The following is a 22,629-nucleotide window of genomic DNA, read 5'->3' on the forward strand; positions in this document are numbered from 1 at the left end:
CAGTTCCGGTACATAAAGGCATATTGCCGCTTATTTTGCTTTTGCTTCTGAAGCAGCGGCCTTGACGGTCTTTTCAGCCGTCTTGGCTGCCGTCTCGGCTTTCTCTGCTTTTGTTTCAGCAGTCTTTACATCTTTTGCTGCCTCAGCCGTCGTCTCGGCTTTTGCAGCTTCAGCTGCCTTCGCTTTATTCTTCAGCGAGAAATTGCCGCTCTTGTCGAGGCCGCCCTCGAGATGATAGAGCGTATCAACATCCTTGGCATCGCAGTAAAGCGTGTCTTTCTTCTGATAGCCTGCAGCTTCGCCGTACGTGCTGATGAGCTTCTTCTCTTCCGGCTTCCAGCCGAGCGATACCTTGTCAGCCTCAGCGAGTTCAACAGCCGGCAGATACGTCATGCCGTTCTGGATGACGGCTTTGCCCTTGAGCTTCTGGCCGTTGACGTAAAGCGGATAAACCTTGGCGACATACGTCGGATTGCCGTCGGAAGCGGCGATTTTCTGCTCGACATCGGCATCGTTTACGAAATCGGCCACGCCGTAGCCAGCGAGCCATTTGTCGACGTCAGCAGCCGTGACATTCTGCCAGCCGTAGCCGTCCGGATAGATGTAATAGGCAATCTGGTCATCCGGAGTCTTCTCGACAACGATGCGGTTGTACGTGATCTCGACCGGCGTGCCGACCTCGACCATGTCGTAGATTTTCTCGACATCTTCTTCATGCATGCGGATGCAGCCGTTCGAGACATAGTGGCCGACGGAATCCGGATGGTTCGTGCCATGGATGCCGTAGTTGCCGCCAATGCCGATCCAGCGATAGCCGAGCGGGTTCGACGGGCCGGACGGGATCGAAGCCGAAGCATCGCCCGGGTCCGTCCAGGTCGGGTTGACTTCTTTGTCAATGACCTTGTAATAGCCGGTCGGGGTCGGCGTTGTCGTCTTGCCCGGTCCAATTGGATAGAGCGCAACTTTCTGATTGCCGCGGATGGCAGCGAGCGAACGGGCGGCGAGGTTGATGACGAGTTTATCTGCAAGTTCAACTTTTGCCGGTGCTTCCGTCTTTGCAGCCGTCGTGGCGGCCGGAGCAGCGGCCGTCGTCGCAGTCTTCGCAGCCGTCGTCGTCACGAGCGGCTGACCCGGCTGATTGACGAGCGAAACGACTTCATCCGTCGACTCGGCAGCAAAGACCGTACCAGCAGCACCCGTCATGAGTGCGGCGCTGAGCATGCCAGCGCAAACTTTTTTCCACATAGACATAGTTAAAATCTCTTTTCTTTTGAATTTGTGCCCTACATCCGGCACACTTCTACATACTACCATTTTCACGAGTTTTTTGCAATGAAGGAGTCACATTTCCATTAAAAATTTACAAAAGAAAGATGACAGGATAGTCCTTGACTAATTGTCTGGCATTATTTAAAATTCATAATATAGGTTTTTTTATTTGGAGGGATTGCTATGGATACGTGTGAAGCCCTGCTGCAGCTGGAAAAAGAACTCGTCTTTCCGTCGTTCACGAGCCGCGATGCCCTGAAGCTCGGCCTGCTCTTCGTGCAGATGGCCGAAAAAGAAGGCAAAGGCCCCATCGGCATCAAGATTGAAAAGAACCGCCACGTGCTCTTTTCGCATCTCATGGACGGCACGATGCCGGAAAACGGTCACTGGTACGACCGGAAAAAACGCGTTGTTGACCGCTTTTTTCATTCATCCAAATACGTAGGTGAGATGTTTAAAGCCGACGGCACGACATTTGAAGAAGCGAGCCTGCTCGACCCGGAACAGTTTCAGGCGGTTGGCGGCTCCTTCCCCCTGACGATTGAAGGAGCCGGCGTCGTGGGTTCCATTACCGTCTGCGGCCTTACGAGTGATGAAGACCACGACCTCTGCGTCCGCGGCATCCGCGCTTATCTGCAGCAGCAGAAAGACTGATGTATCATTTACATCAAAAAATAAAAAGTCTCTCCAACAGCCCGCATGAAGACGGGATGCTGGAGAGACTTTTATTTTACAATATCAGTCTTGTGCTTTTTTCTGGCGATTGGCCATGGCTTTGTCGTAGATGGCCTGCAGTTCTTCCTTCGTGAACTGGTATTTCTCGTTGCAGAAATGGCAGCAGACTTCGGCGTGGCCGTCGGCAATCAGGCTCTCAAGGTCCTTCTGGCCGAGGCTTAAGAGAACTTCGCTGATGCGTTCTTTTGAGCACGGGCAGCGGAAGGCGAGGTCCGTCGTCGTCAGATAGTCGACATCGAAGCCCTGCAGGACTTCGGCGATGATGCCCTTCGCGTCGAGGCCCTGCTCGACCATATGCGAGACAGAGTTGACCTTTTTGAGGTTTGCTTCGAGCCTGTCGATGACTTCGCCCGTCGCATCCGGCAGCGGCTGGATGATGAAGCCGCCCGCTGCCAGGCAGCTGAGGTCCGTATTGATGAGCACGCCGAGACCGACGCTCGACGGCGTCTGCTCCGAGACGAACAGATACTTCGTCAAATCGTCGGCAATCTCGCCGTCCGTGATAGCCACGCTGCCCGTGATGGGATTTTTGAGCCCTGTGAAGCGCGTGACCGTGACCATGCCGTTCGTGCCGACACCGTCGCCGACATCGATTTTGCCCTTGCTGTTTAAGGGCAGGTCGACGTGCGGATTGCCGACAGCACCGCGCACAAAGCCCTCAGGCGTCGCGTCGGCCGTGACTTTGCCGAGGGGGCCGTGGCCGTCAAACGTGATGGTCAGGGCTTCCCGATTCTTGAGATTGGCCGCGAGCAGCAGTGCCCCCGTCATCGTGCGGCCGAGGGCCGCCGCAGCGACGGGATAGCAGTCATGGCGGCGGATGGCCTCATTGACGAGGTTCGTCGTGACAGCCGCATAAACGCGCACGCCGTCCGCCACCGCTTTTACGAGATGATCTTTCATAGATTCCTTCCTATATAAAACAGCTTCTTTTAAAATTTAAACATCGAGTTCCATCAGCACGTCCTTCGTATCGATATCGAAGATGCGGATTTTGCCGTTCTCAAGCGTCGCGACCGTATTGCGGCCGTCGGCGCGCTTCGAAAGGGCCGCGGAGCCCGGGTTGAGGAAAATCGTATTGCCGCGCTTCTCGAGTACGGTCTGATGGATGTGGCCGCTGATAAAGAGGTCGGCCTTGAGGTGCTTGGCCATGGCGTCTTTTTCCGCGTCCGTCATGACGGCGTCGCCGTGCGTGACGATGATGCGTTTGCCTTCCCAGACGACATAGGCGTACGGCGCCTCAATCGGCAGCTCGAGGCAGCTCGCATCGACAGAGGAATCGCAGTTGCCCTTGGCGATGACGACAGGAATCTCGCACGCATTGATGCGCTGGACGAGTCCCGCCGGATTGTAGTCCGCTTTCATCGGGTTGCGCGGACCGTGGTAGAGCACATCGCCCGCATGCAGGATGAGGTCTGCGCCCTTGAAAAAACGTTCACAGGCATGCGCCCAGGCCATTTCATGGCCGTGCGTATCGCTGATGATGCCGATTTTCATAAAAATTCCTTCTTTCTGCTGTTCTTTACGAAAAAACAGCGCCTCAGCCGAGTTTCTTCAGGAGATTGGCCATTTCCATAGCCGACATCGCGCCGTCCGCGCCCTTGTTGCCGGCCTTCGTGCCTGCGCGCTCGATGGCCTGCTCGATGTTCTCCGTCGTCACGACGCTGAAGATCGTCGGCACGCCCGTCTGCATGCCGACCTGTGCAATGCCCTTCGAGGCCTCATTGCAGACATAGTCGTAATGCGTCGTCGAACCACGAATGACGGCACCGAGGCAGATGACGGCATCGTACTTGCCCGATTCAGCCATCTTCTTGGCGACGAGCGGCAGCTCGAAAGCGCCCGGCACCCAGGCGACGTCGATGTCATCGTCATTCGTCTCGTGGCGGTGCAGCGTGTCAAGAGCGCCGCCGAGGAGCTTGCTCGTGATGAACTCATTGAAACGGGCGACGACAATGCCGAACTTCAGGCCCTTGCCGGATACAAAACCTTCATATACATTTGCCATGGGAATTCCTCCTAAACATTATGTTCTTATGGTCAATTGACTTTTATCGCTGAGTCTGCTGACGCTGCCGTTTATTTCAGCGTCTCATCGCTGAACAGATGGCCCATCTTGACTTTCTTGACCGTCAGGTAGCGCTTGTCAAACTTATTGGCATGGACCTGCAGCGGCACGCGGCCCGTGATTTCAAGGCCGTAGCCCTCAAGACCGGCGCGCTTGGCCGGATTGTTCGTCATGAGACGGATGCTCGTGAGGCCGAGGTCCGCGAGAATCTGCGCGCCGATGCCGTAGTCGCGCAGGTCCGGCGCAAAGCCGAGCTCGACGTTGGCCTCGACCGTATCGCGGCCCTGGTCCTGCAGCGCATAGGCGCGCATCTTATTCGCGAGGCCGATACCGCGGCCTTCCTGACGCATGTAGAGCACAACGCCCTCGCCCTCTTTTTCGATTTTCTTGAGGGCCAGTGCCAGCTGGTCGCCGCAGTCGCAGCGCATGGAGCCAAGTGCATCGCCTGTCAGGCACTCGGAATGAACGCGCACGAGCACGTCCTTCTTGCCGCGCACCTCGCCCTTGACGATGGCGATGTCGCATTCATTGTTGAGCTCGTTCTCATACGCATGAATGCGGAAATGGCCGTATTTGCTCGGGAAGTCGACATCGGCAACCTCATGCACGAAATTCTCCGTGCGCTTGCGGTACTCGATGAGGGATTTGACCGTGATGATGTGCAGACCATGCTTCTCGGCAAATTCCTTGAGGCGCGGCGTGCGCATCATATGACCGTCGTCATCCATGATTTCGCAGCAGAGGCCGGCCGGATAAAAACCGGCAAGGCGTGCGAGGTCTGTCGTCGTCTCCGTATGGCCGGCACGGCGCAGCACGCCGCCCTCGACGGAGCGCAGCGGGAACACATGGCCCGGACGGCGGAACGAAGCCGGCTTGGCCTTCGGGTCGAGCAGCTTCTTGACCGTCTGGCAGCGCTCAAACGCCGAAATGCCCGTCTCCGTGTCGTAGGCATCAATCGAGACTGTGAAAGCCGTCTCGTGATTGTCCGTGTTGTTCGTGACCATCTGGCTGATGTTGAGTTCATCGAGGCGCTTGCCGTCAATCGGCGTGCAGATAAGGCCTTTGGCATACGTTGCCATGAAGTTGATGTCCTGCGGCGTGACCGTCTCCGCGGCGACAATCAGGTCGCCCTCGTTCTCGCGGTCCTCATCGTCGACGACGACGACCATTTTGCCGTTCTTGATATCTTCAATGGCCTGTTCGACCGTTGCAAAATCTGACATATTGTTCACTCCAGTTCTTTGATTCTATCTATCGTTTTCTTTATTGTATTGTCCTATATAATAAGGAAGCTTTTTGCTTAAAACCCGTTCTCGAGCAAGAAAGCCCGCGTGAGTTTTGACGCTGCAGCTTTCTCCTTTTTCTGCTCCGCTTCGGGCAGATAGGCCCCCTGCATCATCTTCTCGATGTATTTGCCGATGATGTCATTCTCGATATTTAAAAGACTGCCCTTCTTCTTCGTGCCGAGATTCGTGACCTCGCGCGAATGCGGGATGAGCGAGACGGTGAAGTCCGTATCCGTGACAGCGGCCACGGTCAGGCTGATGCCGTCGAGGGCCACCGAGCCTTTCTCGACAATGCCGCGCAGGATGGCAGGCTCTGCGGCCACTTTCATGAGGATGGCATTGCCCTCTTCCTTCAGCGAGACAATCGTGCCCGTGCCATCGATATGGCCGCTGACGATATGGCCGCCGAGCCTTGACGATAGCGTCAGCGCACGCTCGAGATTGACGGGACTGCCCTGACGCAGCTCCGCAAGCGAGGTGCGCCGGACGGTCTCCGGCATGACATCGGCCGTGAAATGGCGGCTGTCAAACGACGTGACCGTCAGGCAGATGCCGTTGACCGAGATGCTGTCGCCAACCTGCACGTCCGTCAGGACTTTTTTCGCACCGATGACGAGACTGCCGCCGCCGATGCGCTCCACCGTGCCGAGCTCTTCTATGATTCCTGTAAACATGTACTACTTACTCCTCTCCGAAACACGGCGGATGTCAGTGTTTCGTGTAGGCGGTGAGCAGGATATCGCCGTCGATCGTCTCGACCTTGACGTCGCGGAGCTCCACAGCGTCGTGCAGCGAAGCAAAGCCCTCGCCTTCGACCGGCGTCAGCGCCTCGCTGCCGCCGATGATTTTCGGCGCAATGAAGGCGTGGACCTTGTCGACAAGACCTTCCTGCAGCAGGGAAAAATTGATGCGGCCGCCGCCTTCGACAAAGACGGAGCAGATTTCCTTCTGACCGAGCTGCTGCAGGAGATTTCTGAGGTCGACATGCGCACCGGTCCCCGCCGTGATGACCTCTGCTCCTGCCTTTTCTAAGGCTTTGATGCGTTCCAGCGGGGCCTGTTCCGTCACGGCGATGATGGTCCTTGCCTTGCCGTCCGTCACGACTTTGGCCGTGAGCGGCGTGCGCGCCTGACTGTCGACGATGATGCGCACGGGATTTTTCCCCGTATGGTCCGGCAGACGCGTCGTCAGGCTCGGGTCATCGCGCAGCACCGTGCCGATGCCGACGAGGATGCTGTCGTAGATATCGCGGTACTCATGGACGCGCAGCCTTGATGCTTCATTCGTAATCCACTGCGACTCGCCCGTATACGTTGCAATCTTGCCGTCGAGCGTCATCGCCGTCTTCAAAACGACAAACGGCATCTTATGCGGCACCCACTTGAGAAATGCCTCATTGAGCCGGCGCGCTTCTTCTTCGAGCACGCCGATCTTGACTTCGATGCCCGCCTCTTCGAGAATCTCGATGCCGCGGCCCGACACGAGCGGATTCGGGTCCTTCATCGCGATGACCGCGCGCTTGATGCCGGCTTCGGCCACGGCCTTGGCACAGGGGCCCGTGCGGCCATAGTGCGAACACGGCTCCAGCGTCACATAGAGCGTCGCGCCCTTTGCGAGGTCCCCGGCCATGCGCAGCGCGTGGACTTCCGCGTGCGGCGTGCCGGCTTTCCTGTGCCAGCCGGCCGCGATGATGCGTCCGTCACGCACGATGACCGCACCGACCATGGGGTTTGGCGACGTGCGTCCCTCCGCGTTGCGCGCCAGCGCCAATGCCTCGCGCATAAAATCTTCATCCTGCATTCTTCATCACCTCAGAATTCCTGTTATTTGATGAATCTGCTTATGAGACTCGAGAAAACAAAAAGCCGCCAGCAAAGATATCCAATCTTTGCCGACGGCTTCACTACATGCCAGTAACACGTACATGCCTTTTCTCATCCCGACTATACGGTCGGCTCCGGAATCTCACCGGATCATGCCCGTCCCGAAGGACAGGCTCGCGGGCTCTACCGCCGGTGGGGAAATGCTCCCCGCCTCAAAGACAAATCTCTATTTGCTATGATAGCACAGTTCCCCGCCTCTGTCTACCCATAAGAGAGCTGCTTGACAGATGACGGGGAACTCATAAATTTATTTGTGGCTTTTTACACTGCCATCAGGCGCTTTTTTTCGGCAGGATGGCATGGCCGCCCGCGCAGTGGCCGCTGCAGGCCGCACAGTTGCCGCCGCAGCAGTCCTCGCGTCCCATGCGGAAATTGCGATAGACATGACGCAGGGCGTAATAGAGCCCCACCGTGATGATTGCCCCTACGATAAAGGTTGCCATAAAAATCCCTCCTAACGAAATCATTATATCATATTTCTTTCAAACGAGCTGTGACTTATTCGAAGCCCAGCAGGCGGCCGATCTGGTAGACGAGCAGCGAAACAAACCAGGCGATGGCGAACATATAGAAGGCCGAGAATGCCACCCATTTCCAGCCGCCGGCTTCTTTCTTGATCGTGCCGAGTGCCGTGACACAGGGTGTGTAAAGCTGCGAGAAGACCATGAAGGCAAAGGCCGAAAGGCTCGTGAAGGCCGTGGCCATGCCCGTCTGCATCATCGTCGAAGCCGTATCGGCTGCATCTTCTGCTTCGGTCGAAACATCGCCGGCACCATAGAGAATACCGATGGTCGCGACAACCGTCTCTTTGGCCATGATGCCGGAGAGAACAGCTGCGCCGGCTTCCCAAGTGTTGAAGCCCTGGAAGACGAAGAGATTCGACATCCAGCTGCCGATCGTGGCGAGGATGGAATCTTCAATCTCGCACGGACCGCTGAAGTTGTAGTTGGACATAACCCAGAGCAGGACGGAAGCGGCAAAGATAATCGTACCGGCTTTGACGAGGTAGCCCTTGCCTTTATCCCAAGTCTCGAGGAGAACCGTCTTCATATCCGGCACGCGGTACGGCGGCAGTTCGAGCAGGAACGTCGAGCCCTTGTCCTTAAAGACCGTCTTGCCGAGGCATTTCGCGACGACAATGGCCATGACCATGCCGATGACGTACATTGCGAAGACGACGTTGGCCGCATTATCCGGGAAAAACATCGCGGCGAACAGGGCCATGATCGGCAGCTTCGCACCGCAGGTCAAAAACGGCGTGACGAGGATGGAAATCATACGGTCCTTCTCGGAATCGAGGGCACGCGCACCCATGATGGCCGGTACACCGCAGCCAAAGCCCATCATCAGCGGCATGACGCCTTTGCCCGTCAGGCCGCAGCGGCGCATGATCGGGTCCATGATGAAGGCGATGCGGGCCATGTAGCCCGTGCCGTCAAGGAAGGACAGGCAGAAGAACAGGACAAAAATCAGCGGTACGAACGTCAGGACGGCACCGACACCGGAGATGATGCCATCGCAGACGAGCGAGACCATCCAGTCAGCCACACCGGCATACGTGAGGAAGTCCGTCATGAAATCAACAAAATCCGTATTGATAGCATCGTCGAGGAAATCGGCGATTGGCTGGCCGATCCACGTGAACGTGATCTGGAAGACCGCATAGAGGATCAGCAGGAAAATCGGCAGGGCGAGGAAGCCGTTGGCAAGATAATGGTCAATCTTTTCGGAGGTGGACTGGCCGACATTGCCCATGTCGACGGCCTGTGCCATGATTTTATCAATCAGAGCATAGCGTGCCTCGATGATGGCCTCGTCTTTTTCGTTCTCGGATTTGCTGCTGGCCTTGATGGCATTGACCTTATCGATGTGCTCCTGCACCTGCGGGCTCACATGATAGTTGGCCATGACCGTGCTCGTGAAGACATCGAGCAGCTTCTTCGTGCTCTTGCTGCTGCGGCCGACGGTCTCGACGACCGGCATGCCAATGGCCTCTTCGAGCTTCTTCGTGTCGATCTTGATGCCGCGGCGCTTGGCGTCATCCTGCATGTTGAGGTCGATGAGAAGCGGAATGCCCTGCTCTAAGAGCTGCACCGTCAAAAAGAGGTTGCGCTCGATGTTGGAGCTGTCGACAACGTCCATGACGAGGTCGAGTTTGTTGTTCATGAGGTAATCAATGACGATTTTCTCTTCCGGGCTGCGTGCGTTGACGCTGTACGTGCCCGGCAGGTCGACAATCGAAATCGCACGGTCTTTATACCGCGTATAGCCGACTTTCTTGTCGACCGTGACGCCCGGCCAGTTGCCGATTTTCTGGCGTGCGCCCGTGAGTTCATTGAAAATAGTGGATTTACCGGTATTCGGATTGCCGGTCAATGCTACTGCTAATGTTGACATAAGTAAAAAATACGTCTCCTTTCGCTGCTTTTGTCTTTTGTGCCAAAAGATAAGCCTTGCTGCTTTGTACCGTATCCAGTGGTCAGCCGACCTGCTGAACTTCAATATTTTCGGCATCGGCCTTGCGCAGGGCAAGGTTGTACGAACGAACGCCGATGGCGATAGGATCGCCGAGTGGAGCAGAACGCAGTACTTTGACTTTTGTGCCCGGAATCAGGCCCATCGTCATCATGCGCTGTTTCAGATCCGATTCATTGATCTTGACGATCTTCAGCGTCATGCCGGTTTTCCCGTCTTTCAGTGTCAAATCAAAACGCCTCCTGAACGAATAAACATGATAATGAGATTATTTCTTATGTGACTATGATAGCTTATCTCATTCTCAGATGTCAAGACAATTAGCCACTTTTTTGATAAAAAATTTCAATCGCATTATAAAATTGAACATTTTCATACAGATAAATAAAAAATGTATTCTGTTTTTCTATTTTTTCCTATCTTTTCACCGCGCTGTACTATGCTGCCAATAAAAAAAGGGGCTTCCGCAAAGACACGGAAAACCCTAAAAGTTCATTTCAAAAAAGGCTTCTTTTTATTTTTCATCGTATCGACCAATCCAGTCGGCGAGAGCACGGTATGCCCCTGCTCATTCACGAAACGCTCTGCCCGGACGCCAAATACATCGGCGAGCAGTCCGACCGAGATGACTTTGTCAGGCCTGCCCTGACTGACGACACGGTGATTCGCCAGCACGACTGCCTCATCGGCGTACTGCAGGGCGTGGTTGATGTCGTGCAGCACCATGATGACCGTCATGCCATAGCGTTCATTGACTTCCCGGATGATCTGCATGACCTCAAGCTGATGCGCAATGTCAAGATACGTCGTCGGCTCGTCGAGCAGCAAAATCTCAGGCTGCTGCGCGAGGGCCATCGCGAGAAAAGCGCGCTGACGCTCGCCGCCTGAAAGGGACGCGACCTGCCGCGATTCAAAATCCTTGACCTGCGTGACTTTCATGGCCCACTCCACGGCCTTGCGGTCGTCTTGGGGATTCCCCGCGCGGAAGTACGAGCGGTACGGGAAACGGCCATAATCCACAAGGCGCCTTACCGTCGTATCCGGCGGTGCCGCAGCGCCCTGAGGCAGCACGGCAAGATTTTGTGCCAGTTTCTGCCGCCCGATGGCCTGAATATCCTGGTCATCGAGCAGGATTTTTCCCTGTGATGGCTTAATGAGACCCGCAAGCAGGCGCAGCAGTGTCGACTTGCCCGCCCCGTTCGGCCCGATAATGGCCGTGCGCTTCCCTTCGGGAAACGTCAGGGAAATATCCCTGAGAATCTCCTTCCCTTCTATCTGATACGAAAGATGCTCTGCCGAAAGTCTCATAGCTGCCTCCTCAAAAGGAACAGGAAAAACGGCGCGCCGAGGGCCGCCATGATGATGCCGACGGGCAGCTCTATGGGCGCAAAGGCCACGCGCGCAAACGTATCGCTGTACATGAGCACGGCTGCACCCAAAAGAGCCGAGGCCGGCAGCAGCACGCGGCAGTCGGAACCGACGAGCAGCCTTGCCATATGCGGCACAATGAGCCCGACAAAGCCGAGAAGGCCGACGACGGAGACGGCACTGGCCGCGAGCAGAGCCGCGACGGCCGTCAAAAGGAGCCTTGTGAGCTCGACGCGCAGGCCAAGGCTTTTGGCCATCTCATCGCCGAGCTGCAGGATATTGAGGTGGCGCGCCGCGAGCAGCGCCAAAATGCCGCCCGCGAGCGTATAGGGCCAGAGCATGGCAACATGCGGCCAGCTGCGTGCCGAAAGGCCGCCGACCATCCACAAAAGAGCGCTGTGCACGCGGTCGCTGTAGAGAATCATCAGGGCCGAAATGCCCGCGCCGAGAAACGCGGAGACAGCCACGCCGGCGAGTATAATGCGGATGGGCTGGATGCCGTTTTTCCACGCGAGCAGGTAGATGAGCATGGCCGCACCCATTGCGCCGAGAAACGCCGCCGGCGTGACAAGAGCCGTATAAGCAGGAAAAAGCAGCAGGACAATGATGCCCATGAGTCCTGCGCCTGACGAAATACCGATGATGTGAGGATCGGCCAGAGGATTCTTCATGATGGCCTGCAATATGGCGCCCGAAAGTGCGAGGTCGATGCCGACAAGTGCGGCGACGATGGTGCGCGGCAGCCGGATGTTCATGAGAATCTGCGCGTGCGTGCCGGCCTGCCCGCCTGCAAGGGCAGACAATATCTCTGCAGCAGGAATCTCTACCGAACCCAGCATAATGCTGACAAGCCCGCCCGTCAAAAACAGCACGGCAAAAAGCACAAAACAGATGACAAGTTTCCCTGCCTGCCGCCTTCTGCCTGCTTCTGCCGTCCTTCTCATTTGCGAAATCTCCCTGCTCACTTATTGAAGGCCTCCGGATAGAGGCATTTGGCCATCGTTTCAACGGCTTCCGGATAGTGGATGCCCGGACTCAGCAAAAAGAGGTCCTGCGGCAGATAGTAGACGCGGCCGTTTTTGACAGCTTCGACTGTCTGCCAAGCCGGATTTTCCTGCATCGTCTTATCCATGCCGGCTTTGGCCTCTTCGATTTTGCCCATGCTCGTCACGAAGATGACTTCCGGATTCTGCTCGACGAGCGTTTCCATACTGTAGGGCGCGGCGTCCGGATTTTTCTCAAGCGGCGTCATGCCCGAGGCGACATTGTCCCAGCCGAGCATTTTGGCCGTGCAGCCGGCAATGCTGCCATCGAGCTGTATGGTCAGGCCTTGATTCGTGCTGTGAATAATCGAAACGCGGTGTTTGTCGGCAGGAATCTTCGCCTTGATATCCGCAATCTTCTGGTCCATCGAAGCGATGAGGTCCTCGCCCTTCTGCTCTTCGCCCGTAATCTTGGCCATGGCGCGAATTTCATCCTTGACGTCGTCGTAGCTCTTCATGTCGAGCACGACGGTCTTGATGCCGTTTTCTTCCAATGTATTGACGAGCTTCTCGTTCATGCCTTTGTTGACGATGACGAGGTCCGGTTCACACGCGAGCACTTTCTCGACATCAATCTGGTAGACTTTGCCGACGCTCATTTTGTCTTTGGCATAGTCCGGCATCTTCGTCTTGGAGTCCGGCCGTCCGACGACGTCGCCGCCGACTTCATGCAAGGGCTCGAGAAACGAGGCCGAAGTCACGACGATGCGCTCCGGCTTTTTTGCAAGCACGACATCGCGGCCCATGGCATCGTGAATGACGGCAAAATGTTCCTGACTGGCTGTGCCTGAGCCCTGCGAGGTATTCTGCTGACTGCCGCAGCCTGCAAAAGACACGAGCAGTAAAAGCAGCATACTGATACTTGTGAGACATTTCAACATGGCTGTCCGTCTCATGATAATCCTCCTTCAGCTCTCATGCTTTATCTTCATCCTGCTGCGAAACGTTTCGCCGCGTCAGGATGGTCGAGAGATAGTTGAGTTTTTCGTCCTGATGATGTTCAAGGCTGTGCAGCACGCGTTCGCCGTCAAGGCCGGCGCGGCTCACAAGCACGGCATGTTCAAGCAGGTCCTGTCCTTTGAGCATCCCTACGACATCCTTAAAGTTCTTATAGACCTTCATCAGGACCACATTATCGGAGACAGCCATGGCCTGTTGGATTTTTTCCGGCTTGGCTGTAGCGGGAATGATGGAAAGGATATCATTCCCTTCGACAATCGGCACACCGCTTTTGCTCGCAATCGCCGCAAAGGCCGGCACGCCCGGAATCGTCTCAATCTGGACATCTTCGTGTTCCAGCAGACGATAAACGTAAATATACGTACTGAAAAACATCGGGTCGCCAAGGGTCAAAAACGCCACATTTTTGCCCTGATGCAAAAGCGCTAGAATCTCTGCCTTATTGTGTTCCCAAGCTCCCGTATCCTCAGCGAAATCCCGGACCATCGGAAATACCTGATAGACAATCTCGATGTCCTCTTTCAGATAGGGCCGCGCAATCGAGAGCGCCACACTGCCGTCCTTTTTCTCCGTCTTCGGTGCAATCAGCACATCTGCCTGACGGATGGCCTTGATGGCCTTGACGGTCAAAAGCTCCGGGTCGCCCGGTCCGACGCCAATACCAAAAAAAATCCCGTTCGTCATCGCAAATATCCTCCTAACATGTCAACCAGTCCTTTCTATAGACCAAATAAGAAACTATACGCCTGCAGGGGCAGGCTCTTTTTCATCGTACCCTTTTCCAAAAAGACTGTCAATAAAAACAGCACAGGCTTTCTCCCCGCCCTGCCATGAATTTTTCTTCCCTTGCTGTAATGCCGTAAATAGAAAAGGCCCTGCACCCGTAATTGGATGCAGGACCTTCTATCATAAGAACATCACCATGAAGTTTTGTTGTCTCGCTTGCGAATTATCCAAGGAGTCTTCTTGCCTTGTCGATGTAAATTGCACGGAAATACGGCGACTCGCCGAGTCCCTGCACGATGGTGCTGACGGCAAAGCCGGCCTGCGTAAGGCGGGACTTCCATGAAGTCTCGTCCTCGCCGGCCAAATCCCGTTCGACATGCATGCCGGCCGTCAGCAGCAGCGGTGCCAGGAGAACTTTTTGGGCTCTGCGGGCCTGCAGTCTCTTCAGCACCATCGCAAAGTCCGGCGTGTCCGTCGATTCGAGCACGCCGACGTGGATGGGCAGTCCCTGCGCGTCGATTTCCCGCTGCAGGCGCTCGTAGACGGGATTGTGCCGGTGCGGCGAACCGTGTCCGAGGAGCACGAGGTCCGTGCCGCGCGGCAGAAAGATGCTTTGGCAGATGGCCAAGAGATTTTTGGCGTAATCTTCTTCGCGTGCAAAGGCAGGCTCCCCGACGGTGAGGCGCTTGAAGCGGTCCTTGTAGGACGGCACGACGGCGAGGACTTTTTGCTCATATTCCTCCCCCGGCGTCATATACGTCGGCTGCACGAGCACCTCTTCCATGCCTTCTTCCGCGAGGCGTTCAAGGGCTTCTGTAAGCGAATCGATATGAATGCCGCGTTTTGCAAGGGCTTTGCGGATAAAGACGGACGTATAGGCCTGACAAATGACAGCTTCTGGAAATTCCGCCTTAAAGTCCTCTGCAAGGGCATCGAGCGTAAGCCGGCGCGAATCATCGTGAGACGCGCCAAAGCTCACGAGCAGAACAGCGCGTTTCATACACCTCAGCCCTGTTCCTTCTTGACGACGTCGGCGATGGCATGGCAGATGCGGTCAAGCTGTTCCTGATCCGGACCTTCAGCCATGACGCGGATCAGAGGCTCCGTTCCCGAAGGACGCACGAGGATGCGGCCGTTCTCGCCGAGTTCCTTATCGCCCTCGGCAATGGCCTTTTTGATGGCCTCGTTCTCTTCCCAGCCTTCCTTCGTCGCGACTTTGACGTTGACGAGCAGCTGAGGATACGTCGTCATCAGGGCCGTGAGGTCCGAAGCCTTGCGGCCGCTGCGCTTCAGCGAGGAAAGGACCTGCAGGGCCGTGATGAGGCCGTCGCCCGTCGTGGAGAAGTCCGTGAAAATGATGTGGCCGGACTGTTCGCCGCCAATTTTATAGCCGTTCTTCAGCATGTTCTCGAGGACGTAGCGGTCGCCGACTTTCGTGATTTCAGCGCGGCCGCCGGCCTTTTTGATGGCCTGATGGAAGCCGATGTTGGCCATGACCGTCGTGACGACCGTATTATAAGGAAGCTTGCCTTCCTTCATCATATCCATCGCGCACATGACGAGGATGTGGTCGCCGTCGATGACCTGACCCTTTTCGTCGACGCAGAGGCAGCGGTCGGCGTCGCCGTCATGCGCAATGCCGAAGTCCGCATGATTCTCGAGGACGGCTTTCTGCAGCGACTCAAGATGCGTCGAGCCGCAGCCGTCGTTGATGTTCGTGCCGTTCGGCAGCGCATGAATGACCTTGACGTTCGCACCGAGATGGCGCAGGATTTTCGGCATGGCCTCGTAGGCAGCACCGTTCGCGCAGTCGAGCACGACCTTGACGCCGTCGAAACGTTCCTTGCAGGTCGAAAGCACGAATTCCATATACTGGTTCAGAAGGTCCGTGCGGTATTCGATATGGCCGATATGAGCGCCGGACGGACGTGCGAAGTTGTCATCCGTCTCAAGCTGGTGCACGATGGCCTCGAGCTCGTCCTCAACGGAGTCCGGCAGTTTGTAGCCGTCGCCGCCGAAGAATTTGATGCCGTTGTCGTGGAACGGATTGTGCGAAGCCGAGATGACGATGCCGGCTTTGGCCTTGTGCTTGCGTGCAAGATACGCAATGGCCGGCGTCGGGATGATGCCGGCGAGCATGGCACGGCCGCCTGCCGAGCAGATGCCGGCTGTCAGGGCCGACTCAAACATCTCGCCCGAAATGCGCGTATCGCGGCCGATGATGATGAGCGGCTGTTCGTCGGACTCTTTGCCAAAATAAAGCGTAGCGGCACGGCCGAGGCGGTAAGCCATCTCCGGCAGCAGCGTGACATTTGCCTCGCCGCGGACACCGTCTGTACCAAATAATCTTGCCATAATTCTTTCCCCCTGAGGTTTCAATTTTCGTTTTACAAAACTCTACATCTTATTAGTATGCACATTTTCGCTTAAAAATGCAAGTGCGGCTTTCATGCCGTCGACCGCGGCGCTCATGATGCCGCCCGCGTAGCCTGCGCCCTCGCCCATCGGGTAAAGCCCCGGCGTCGCCTCGGCGACAAACGTCGCGCGGTCGCGGCGGATGCGGCACGGCGCCGAAGAACGCGTCTCAACGCCCGTCATGACGGCGCCCTCGTTGGCAAAGCCCGCAATCTTGCGGTCAAAATAAGGGAGAGCCCCCGCGAGTGTCTTCGTGATGAAATCCGGCAGGCAGCGGTGCAAATCCGCCGCCCTGACCCCCGGTGCGTATGTCGGCTTCGTCAAAAATTCCTGCGAGCCGCTCGTTCCCTTAAGGAAATCACCGACCGTCTGCACCGGCGCAAAGTAATTGCGGCCGCCGAGGTCAAAGGCCAGACTCTCGAGCTTCTGCTGCAGGTGCATGCCGGCGAGCACTTCCTGACCGAAGTCAGCAGGTGCGACCTGCACGAGCAGGGCACTGTTCGCGATGCCCGAATCGCGCTTGTAGTTGCTCATGCCGTTCGTGACGACGCGGTCCTTTTCGGAAGCCGCCGCGACGACATAGCCGCCCGGACACATGCAGAAGGAATACGCGCCGCGCCCCGTCACGGGGTCCTTGTAGGTCAGGGCATAGTCGGCCACAGGCAGGAGCGGGTTCCCTGCATCCTCGCCGTACTGTGCGCGGTCGATGAATTCCTGCGGATGCTCGATGCGCACGCCCATGGCAAAAGGCTTGGCCTCCATGGCGACGCCGCGCGAGAGCAGCATCTGGTACGTATCGCGCGCCGAATGACCGATGCCGAAGAATACAACGTCCGTTTCAAGGCGTTCCTCATCGTTGATGATGACGGCCTCAACGCCCTCCGCGCCGAGCTCAAGGTCCGTAACCTGCGAAGAAAAACGCACGGTCCCGCCGAGGCGGATGATTTCTTTGCGAATGTTGCGCACAACCTCCCGCAGGATATCCGTGCCGATATGCGGTTTATGCAGATAGCGGATTTCCTCAGGTGCTCCCGCCGCAATGAACGCCTCGATGACATCTTTCATATGCACATCGTTAATGCGCGTCGTGAGCTTGCCGTCGGAGAATGTCCCTGCGCCGCCCTCGCCGAACTGCACATTCGACTGGACGTCGAGGGCCCCGCCCTGCCAGAACTTCTTGATGTCCTCGTGGCGCGTGTCGACATCGTGGCCGCGCTCGAGCACGATGGGCTCACAGCCGTGGCGCGCAAGCGTCAAAGCCGCAAACATGCCCGCAGGGCCAAAGCCGACCACGACGGGCCGTTTTTCAAGCTTTAGATTTGGCAGTTTTTCCGCGGCAGGCGGCTTATCGCTCAGCCCTTCGACATTGCGGTCGCGCTTCATTTTCTGCAGGACTTTCTTCTCGAGCTTTTTGTCGAGCTTCACGTCGAGCATGTAGACAAACTCAATGGGCGCACCGTGGTAGCGGCGCGCATCGACAGCCTTACGCACAATTACCACCTCATCAAGCTGCTGAGGTGGTAACATGAGACGCTTGGCTGCAAGATCTTTGAGGCTGGCCGTCTCCGTGAACGGCACGGCCAGATTGCGGATGCGGATCATTGCAGTCCTCCTATCAACTATTTTTAAATTGCTGAACTATAAATCACGAACTCGTCGCAGAAGGTGAAGACGCAGGCGTTTTTTTCTTCGCCCTGACTTCGATGTGGACCGTCACGCTGTTATTCGTCACCGTGACACCGTCCGACGGTGCGAGCTGGACATTCTTGTCCGTTGTCTTCGTCAGGCCGTCAAGTGAAATTTTCTCCGTCTCGATACTTGTAATCTTCGAGAGGACGTTTTCCGGTCCGGCTATCTCGATTTTCACAGGGTCCGTCTTGACAGAGCCGATTTCGTAGCCATCGGGCAGGCTGTCGCCCAAGACCGGCTTGACCGTGACGATTTTCTTCATGAGGCCGCGGGCCAGCTGCACGCTGACCTCAGCTGAAGCCGGCTTGACGGTAACGCCCGAGACCTCACGCCCATCGGCGTTGATGGCCGTCAGCGGCACCTTCAGTTTGAAATCGTCGCCATTGCCCGCAAGGCCGACATAGCCGATGACGCGCGTGACTTCCTTGACATCGGACTCCGCACCTTCAATCGTGACATTTTCGACCGACGGCTCGATATGCGCGACGGTCGTACCCGGTGCCGTCGAGCCCGTCACGATGAACTCGGCCTTCATCGTTTTCTGCACGATGCGTTCGAGTGTAAACGTCACGGTGTCCGGCTTGGCCTCGACAAGCTCAAAGCCCTGCGGCAGCACGGTCTGTACCTTAACCGCGTGCTTGCCCTCTTCAACTTTTGCAAGGTCTACATATGCCTTGAAATCGCTGTCCGTCGCCGAGACAAACAGCGAGCGCGGACCGCGGACGCGCAGCTTGATGGTCGAGGCATCTTTCGTGATTTTATAGCCATCCGGCGCATTGACGACATCGAGCTGTACCGTATACGTATTCTCGATGGAAGGATTCTGGTCGTTCATGACATAGCCCCAGAGAATGACCGCAATGACAAGGGCCAGAACCTTCGCCGGCAGATTATGCTGCACAATATTGCGCAATCTAGACATCATTTCTTCTTCCTCCAGTTCCGGATGATCTCCCTGAGTCCCTTCTGCGGGGAAGTGAACGCCGGCCGCAGGATATTCTTGAGTTTTTCCGTGTCGAGGTGACGGACCATGCGCCCGTTCTCCGCGACGGAAATCGTGCCCGTCTCCTCACTGACGACGACGATTAAGGCATCGCACTGCTCGGAAAGGCCGATGGCCGCGCGGTGGCGCGTGCCGAGCTCCGTCGAGAGCGAACGATTTTCCGTCAGCGGCAAAAGACAGCCGGCCGCGATGAGGCGCTTGCCGCGCACAACGGCCGCACCGTCATGCAGCGGCGTATTCGGGATAAAGACGTTCAAAAGAAAATCCGCGGTAATCAGGCCATCAATCTGGATGCCCGTAGCGCTGATATCGTTGAGGCCCATATCGCGTTCGATGACGATGAGTGCGCCCGTCTTGTTGGCCGACATGACCTTGACGGCCTTCGCGAGCTCATTGACGACCGAATTTGCTTCCTCATCATCAAGCAGCACCGACGGGCCGAGGAACTTTCCCTGACCGAGATGCTCGAGCGCGCGCCGCAGTTCCGGCTGAAAGACGATTGGCAAGGCGACAAACAAGAGTGTTACCGCCTTCTGCAGCAGCCACGAAATGACGTGCAGCTCGAGCCAGCTGCAGACCATCGTAACGCCGAGGAGCACGAGAATGCCCTTGACGAGCGTAATCGCGCGCGTGTCCTGCAGCAGGACATAGACTTTATAAAGGATGACCGCCACAATGAAGATATCGAGGATATCCATCGGCCCGATCGTCGAGATGATACCATGAAATTGTAATGGGTATGGCAGCTCAAACGGCATAAGCAAAACTCCTAAATATAAATACAAGATAATACTATAATGACAAATCCTTATGAATGAAAAATGAAAAGAAAGACATTTGCTGTCCGATAAATTACAATATATATATCTACAATAAAGCTATTCTCGCCGTTATCCGCAAAATCCTTGTGACTGTCAAAATTTTTTACTCCTAAGACAAACAAAATGGCCTGACTGCCAAAGGCAGCCAGACCATGAACAAATCGCAGCTTACTTGATTTCGCGAACCCAGCCTTTTTCCGGTGCTTCGACCGTGCAGAGCTGAATGCCGCGCAGCGTCTTGTAGAGTTTCGTGAGGACAGGACCCATTTCCTTCATGCCGCTCGGGAACTCGATCGTCTCGCCGTTGCCGACAACCTTGCCGACCGGGCAGATGACAGCAGCCGTGCCGCAGAGGCCGGCTTCGGCAAAGTCCTTGAGTTCCGTGAACTTGACCGGACGATGCTCGACCGTGTAGCCGAGGTGCTCGGCAATCGTAACGAGCGAACGGCGCGTAATCGACGGCAGGATGCTGTCGGATTTCGGCGTGACAATCTTGCCGTCCTTCGTGACGAACAGGAAGTTGGCACCGCCCGTTTCCTCAACGTACGTACGCGTTGCAGCATCGAGGTACATGTTCTCATCATAGCCTCTCTGATGAGCGAGGATGTACGGATAAAGGCTCATGGCGTAGTTCAGGCCGGCCTTGATGTTGCCCGTGCCATGCGGGGCAGCGCGGTCGTAATCACTGACGCAGATTGTGATCGGCTTTACGCCGTTTTTGAAGTAAGAACCAACCGGCGTGCCGAAGAGACGGAACTGGTATTCATCGGACGGCTTAACACCGATGACCGGGCCCGTAGCGAAGAGATACGGACGCAGATAAAGGGCACCGCCGGACTCATAAGGAGGAATCCAGTCTTTGTTGGCTGCGACAACCTGATCGACAGCTTCGAGGAACATTTCCTCGGAAACCGGCGGCATCTCGAGGCGCTTTGCCGAATCAATCATGCGCTTTGCATTCATGTCCGGACGGAACGTGACGACGCGGCCGTCCTTCGTCTTATATGCCTTGAGGCCTTCAAAGACTTCCTGGCAGTACTGCAGGATGCCGGCGCATTCATTGATCGTGACATTTGCGTCATCGGTCAGATGACCTTCGCCCCATTTTCCATCCTTAAAGTTTGCAACGTAACGCTGGGAAATCGGCTGATAAGCGAAACCCAGGTTGTTCCAATCAATATCTACTTTTGCCATTGAAAACTCCTCTTTTCTTTCCGTTAAAGTATCTATATCATAGTCCCGCCTGTACAGTTTGTCAATAGTACTCAGGCTAAAAATAGGAAACTTTACACGCAATATGCATTATTGTCTTTTTGGCAACGACATGTCTATTGCTTCATCCATGTATTTCAGTTTTTGGCGCGCATCCGGCAGCTTTGCAAGGATATCGCCCGCGATGAGTCCTTCCGCTTTTTCCGCATAGGCAAGGTCGCCGGCCAGTCCGTGCAGGTAAACGCCCAAAAGCGGCGCTTTTTCATACGGCATCTGTTTCATGAGTCCGGCAATCGTGCCGGCGAGCACGTCGCCTGCGCCGGCCGTCGCCATGCCGGCGTTGCCCTTCGTCGTGAAAAAGACCTGTCCGTCCGGATAAGCCACAAGCGTGCACTCGCTCTTGACGACGAAAATAGCATGATACTCTTGGGCCGCTTCACGGGCCATGCCGACGAGGTCCTCGCGCAGGTCGGATACCGAGAGCCCGAGCAGCCTTGCCATCTCGCCAAGATGCGGCGTTAAAACAGGCACATGCTTTGCCTCGCGCAGGATTTCCGGCTGGCCGCTTAAGGCATAGATGGCATCGGCGTCAAGGAGCAGCGGCTTGTCAAGATTCTGCAGAAGGGCGCGGACGAGCGCCTGCGCGGCCTCAGCGCGGCCAAGCCCCGGACCAATCAGTACGGCGTCATACGCAGCGGCCGAAGAAGTGATTTCCTGCAGAGCCCTGCTGCCGCCCAGGATGCCCGGCTCCTCTTCGGGGATGGCCTTGGTCATGACCTCGGTGAGCCTGCCCGCGAGGATGGGCTGCAGGCTCTCGGGGACGGCCAGTGTCACGATGCCGCAGCCGGCGCGCAGGGCCGCGAGCGAGCACATCGCGGCTGCACCTGTCATGCCGCGCGAGCCGGCCGCGGCGAGAATGCGGCCGCAGCTGCCCTTATGCGCTGCCCTGGGCCTTGCGGGAAGCAGCGAAGCGGCAAGCTCATCATCGATTTCCCGCTGCTTGATGGCAGGATCCTCCAGGAGCGGCCACGGAATGCCGATGCCGTCGACGAGGACTTTTCCCGCATGCTCTGCCCCGGGGCTCAGGAAATGTCCGGGCTTTGGCAGGCCGAGCGTCAGCGTGCAGTCGGCCTTGACCGCAATATCCGCGACGCCGCCCGTATCCGCCTCGACGCCGCTCGGGATGTCGATGGAGAGCACGGGCTTTTTCGCCGCATTGACGAGTTCGACGGCCTGCCTGACAAGCGGGCGCAGCGTACCGCGGAAGCCCGTGCCTAAAATGCCGTCAAGGATGGCATCGGCAAAGCGCAGAGCCAGGCGCAGACGGTCCATATCGCGCTCTCCCGCAAGGCCGTGCACGGAAATCCCCATGGCCGCAAGGCCCTGCTGCATGACAGACGGCGAAGCCTTGATGTGCTCCGGATTCCCTGTCAGGAACAATTTGATGGCGGCGCCTTCATTATAAAGGTAACGCGCTGCCGAAAAAGCATCGCCGCCGTTATTGCCGCTGCCCGCGAGAACGCAGATGGTCTTCCCCTTTACGGAACCCAGGAGAGAAATCATCGCGGCCGCTGTCTGGCGGCCGGCATTTTCCATCAGCAGGAGCTCGGGCAGGCCGTATTCTTCGCCTGCACGCCTGTCGATTTCCCGCATTTCCTTTACCAGTGATATCTTCATGC

The 22,629-nt window shown here is 56.6% G+C and carries 22 protein-coding genes and 1 riboswitch; of the genes, 1 reads left to right on the forward strand and 21 read right to left on the reverse strand.

Annotated elements, in window-relative coordinates:
* Positions 1-30: 30 nt before the first annotated feature.
* Positions 31-1,251, reverse strand: a complete 1,221-nt coding sequence (locus ACE419_RS04770) for a L,D-transpeptidase (protein WP_435721209.1) — start codon at positions 1,249-1,251, stop codon at positions 31-33.
* Positions 1,252-1,452: 201 nt separating this feature from the next.
* On the opposite strand from ACE419_RS04770, the gene ACE419_RS04775 reads away from it, so the two are divergent.
* Positions 1,453-1,923: a heme-degrading domain-containing protein gene (locus tag ACE419_RS04775; protein WP_432647628.1), complete on the forward strand. Its 471-nt coding sequence runs from the start codon at positions 1,453-1,455 to the stop codon at positions 1,921-1,923.
* A gap of 84 nt (positions 1,924-2,007) precedes the next feature.
* On the opposite strand, the gene hslO is transcribed toward ACE419_RS04775, so the two are convergent.
* The 20 genes from hslO to ACE419_RS04875 all read right to left on the reverse strand — a co-directional run bounded on the left by hslO (position 2,008) and on the right by ACE419_RS04875 (position 22,627).
* Entirely contained in the window at positions 2,008-2,904 is an 897-nt protein-coding gene (gene hslO, locus ACE419_RS04780) for an Hsp33 family molecular chaperone HslO (RefSeq protein ID WP_435721210.1), read from the reverse strand.
* A gap of 36 nt (positions 2,905-2,940) precedes the next feature.
* Positions 2,941-3,498, reverse strand: coding sequence for a phosphodiesterase (gene yfcE / locus ACE419_RS04785; RefSeq protein ID WP_435721211.1), 558 nt, complete (start codon positions 3,496-3,498; stop codon positions 2,941-2,943).
* Positions 3,499-3,541: 43 nt separating this feature from the next.
* Positions 3,542-4,009 (reverse strand): 6,7-dimethyl-8-ribityllumazine synthase, encoded by a 468-nt coding sequence (ribH, locus tag ACE419_RS04790; protein WP_435721212.1) that lies wholly within the window; start codon positions 4,007-4,009, stop codon positions 3,542-3,544.
* 71 nt (positions 4,010-4,080) lie between these two features.
* Positions 4,081-5,292: a bifunctional 3,4-dihydroxy-2-butanone-4-phosphate synthase/GTP cyclohydrolase II gene (locus ACE419_RS04795; RefSeq protein WP_295632254.1), complete on the reverse strand. Its 1,212-nt coding sequence runs from the start codon at positions 5,290-5,292 to the stop codon at positions 4,081-4,083.
* 77 nt (positions 5,293-5,369) lie between these two features.
* Positions 5,370-6,029 (reverse strand): riboflavin synthase, encoded by a 660-nt coding sequence (locus ACE419_RS04800; protein ID WP_435721213.1) that lies wholly within the window; start codon positions 6,027-6,029, stop codon positions 5,370-5,372.
* 34 nt (positions 6,030-6,063) lie between these two features.
* Entirely contained in the window at positions 6,064-7,155 is a 1,092-nt protein-coding gene (gene ribD / locus ACE419_RS04805) for a bifunctional diaminohydroxyphosphoribosylaminopyrimidine deaminase/5-amino-6-(5-phosphoribosylamino)uracil reductase RibD (RefSeq protein WP_435721214.1), read from the reverse strand.
* Positions 7,156-7,277: 122 nt separating this feature from the next.
* Positions 7,278-7,402, reverse strand: a riboswitch (FMN riboswitch).
* A 108-nt stretch (positions 7,403-7,510) separates the two neighbouring features.
* The gene (locus ACE419_RS04810) at positions 7,511-7,681 is read right to left on the reverse strand and encodes a FeoB-associated Cys-rich membrane protein (RefSeq protein ID WP_295632796.1); all 171 of its coding nucleotides are present in this window, start codon (positions 7,679-7,681) and stop codon (positions 7,511-7,513) included.
* Positions 7,682-7,736: 55 nt separating this feature from the next.
* A complete protein-coding gene (gene feoB, locus ACE419_RS04815; protein WP_435721215.1) occupies positions 7,737-9,635 on the reverse strand; it encodes a ferrous iron transport protein B in 1,899 nt (632 codons plus the stop codon).
* Positions 9,636-9,717: 82 nt separating this feature from the next.
* Complete coding sequence (locus ACE419_RS04820; RefSeq protein ID WP_295632801.1) at positions 9,718-9,942, reverse strand: FeoA family protein; 225 nt, start codon at positions 9,940-9,942, stop codon at positions 9,718-9,720.
* Positions 9,943-10,205: 263 nt separating this feature from the next.
* Complete coding sequence (locus ACE419_RS04825; protein ID WP_435721216.1) at positions 10,206-11,021, reverse strand: ABC transporter ATP-binding protein; 816 nt, start codon at positions 11,019-11,021, stop codon at positions 10,206-10,208.
* Positions 11,018-12,025 carry a FecCD family ABC transporter permease gene (locus ACE419_RS04830; RefSeq protein ID WP_435721217.1) on the reverse strand — a complete coding sequence of 336 codons (1,008 nt, stop codon included), beginning with the start codon at positions 12,023-12,025 and terminating at the stop codon, positions 11,018-11,020. Before ACE419_RS04830 ends, ACE419_RS04825 begins: the two co-directional genes overlap by 4 nt.
* Positions 12,026-12,042: 17 nt before the next feature.
* Positions 12,043-13,020 (reverse strand): ABC transporter substrate-binding protein, encoded by a 978-nt coding sequence (locus ACE419_RS04835; RefSeq protein ID WP_435721218.1) that lies wholly within the window; start codon positions 13,018-13,020, stop codon positions 12,043-12,045.
* A 19-nt stretch (positions 13,021-13,039) separates the two neighbouring features.
* Positions 13,040-13,768, reverse strand: a complete 729-nt coding sequence (gene cobI, locus ACE419_RS04840; RefSeq protein ID WP_435721219.1) for a precorrin-2 C(20)-methyltransferase — start codon at positions 13,766-13,768, stop codon at positions 13,040-13,042.
* Between the two features lie 265 nt (positions 13,769-14,033).
* Positions 14,034-14,810 (reverse strand): sirohydrochlorin cobaltochelatase, encoded by a 777-nt coding sequence (locus ACE419_RS04845; RefSeq protein WP_435721220.1) that lies wholly within the window; start codon positions 14,808-14,810, stop codon positions 14,034-14,036.
* A 5-nt stretch (positions 14,811-14,815) separates the two neighbouring features.
* Positions 14,816-16,165 carry a phosphoglucosamine mutase gene (glmM, locus tag ACE419_RS04850; protein ID WP_435721221.1) on the reverse strand — a complete coding sequence of 450 codons (1,350 nt, stop codon included), beginning with the start codon at positions 16,163-16,165 and terminating at the stop codon, positions 14,816-14,818.
* A gap of 42 nt (positions 16,166-16,207) precedes the next feature.
* Positions 16,208-17,827 carry an NAD(P)/FAD-dependent oxidoreductase gene (locus ACE419_RS04855; protein WP_435721222.1) on the reverse strand — a complete coding sequence of 540 codons (1,620 nt, stop codon included), beginning with the start codon at positions 17,825-17,827 and terminating at the stop codon, positions 16,208-16,210.
* Positions 17,828-17,870: 43 nt separating this feature from the next.
* Positions 17,871-18,839 (reverse strand): CdaR family protein, encoded by a 969-nt coding sequence (locus tag ACE419_RS04860; protein WP_435721223.1) that lies wholly within the window; start codon positions 18,837-18,839, stop codon positions 17,871-17,873.
* On the reverse strand, positions 18,836-19,675 hold the full coding sequence (gene cdaA / locus ACE419_RS04865) for a diadenylate cyclase CdaA (protein WP_435721224.1): 840 nt from the start codon (positions 19,673-19,675) through the stop codon (positions 18,836-18,838). The genes ACE419_RS04860 and cdaA overlap by 4 nt, the downstream gene beginning before the upstream one ends.
* 231 nt (positions 19,676-19,906) lie before the next feature.
* Positions 19,907-20,968: a branched-chain amino acid aminotransferase gene (locus tag ACE419_RS04870; RefSeq protein ID WP_435721253.1), complete on the reverse strand. Its 1,062-nt coding sequence runs from the start codon at positions 20,966-20,968 to the stop codon at positions 19,907-19,909.
* Positions 20,969-21,040: 72 nt separating this feature from the next.
* Positions 21,041-22,627: an NAD(P)H-hydrate dehydratase gene (locus ACE419_RS04875; protein ID WP_435721225.1), complete on the reverse strand. Its 1,587-nt coding sequence runs from the start codon at positions 22,625-22,627 to the stop codon at positions 21,041-21,043.
* Positions 22,628-22,629: the final 2 nt, after the last annotated feature.

The sequence above is a fragment of the Mitsuokella apri genome (assembly GCF_047974105.1).
GTDB lineage: Bacteria > Bacillota > Negativicutes > Selenomonadales > Selenomonadaceae > Mitsuokella.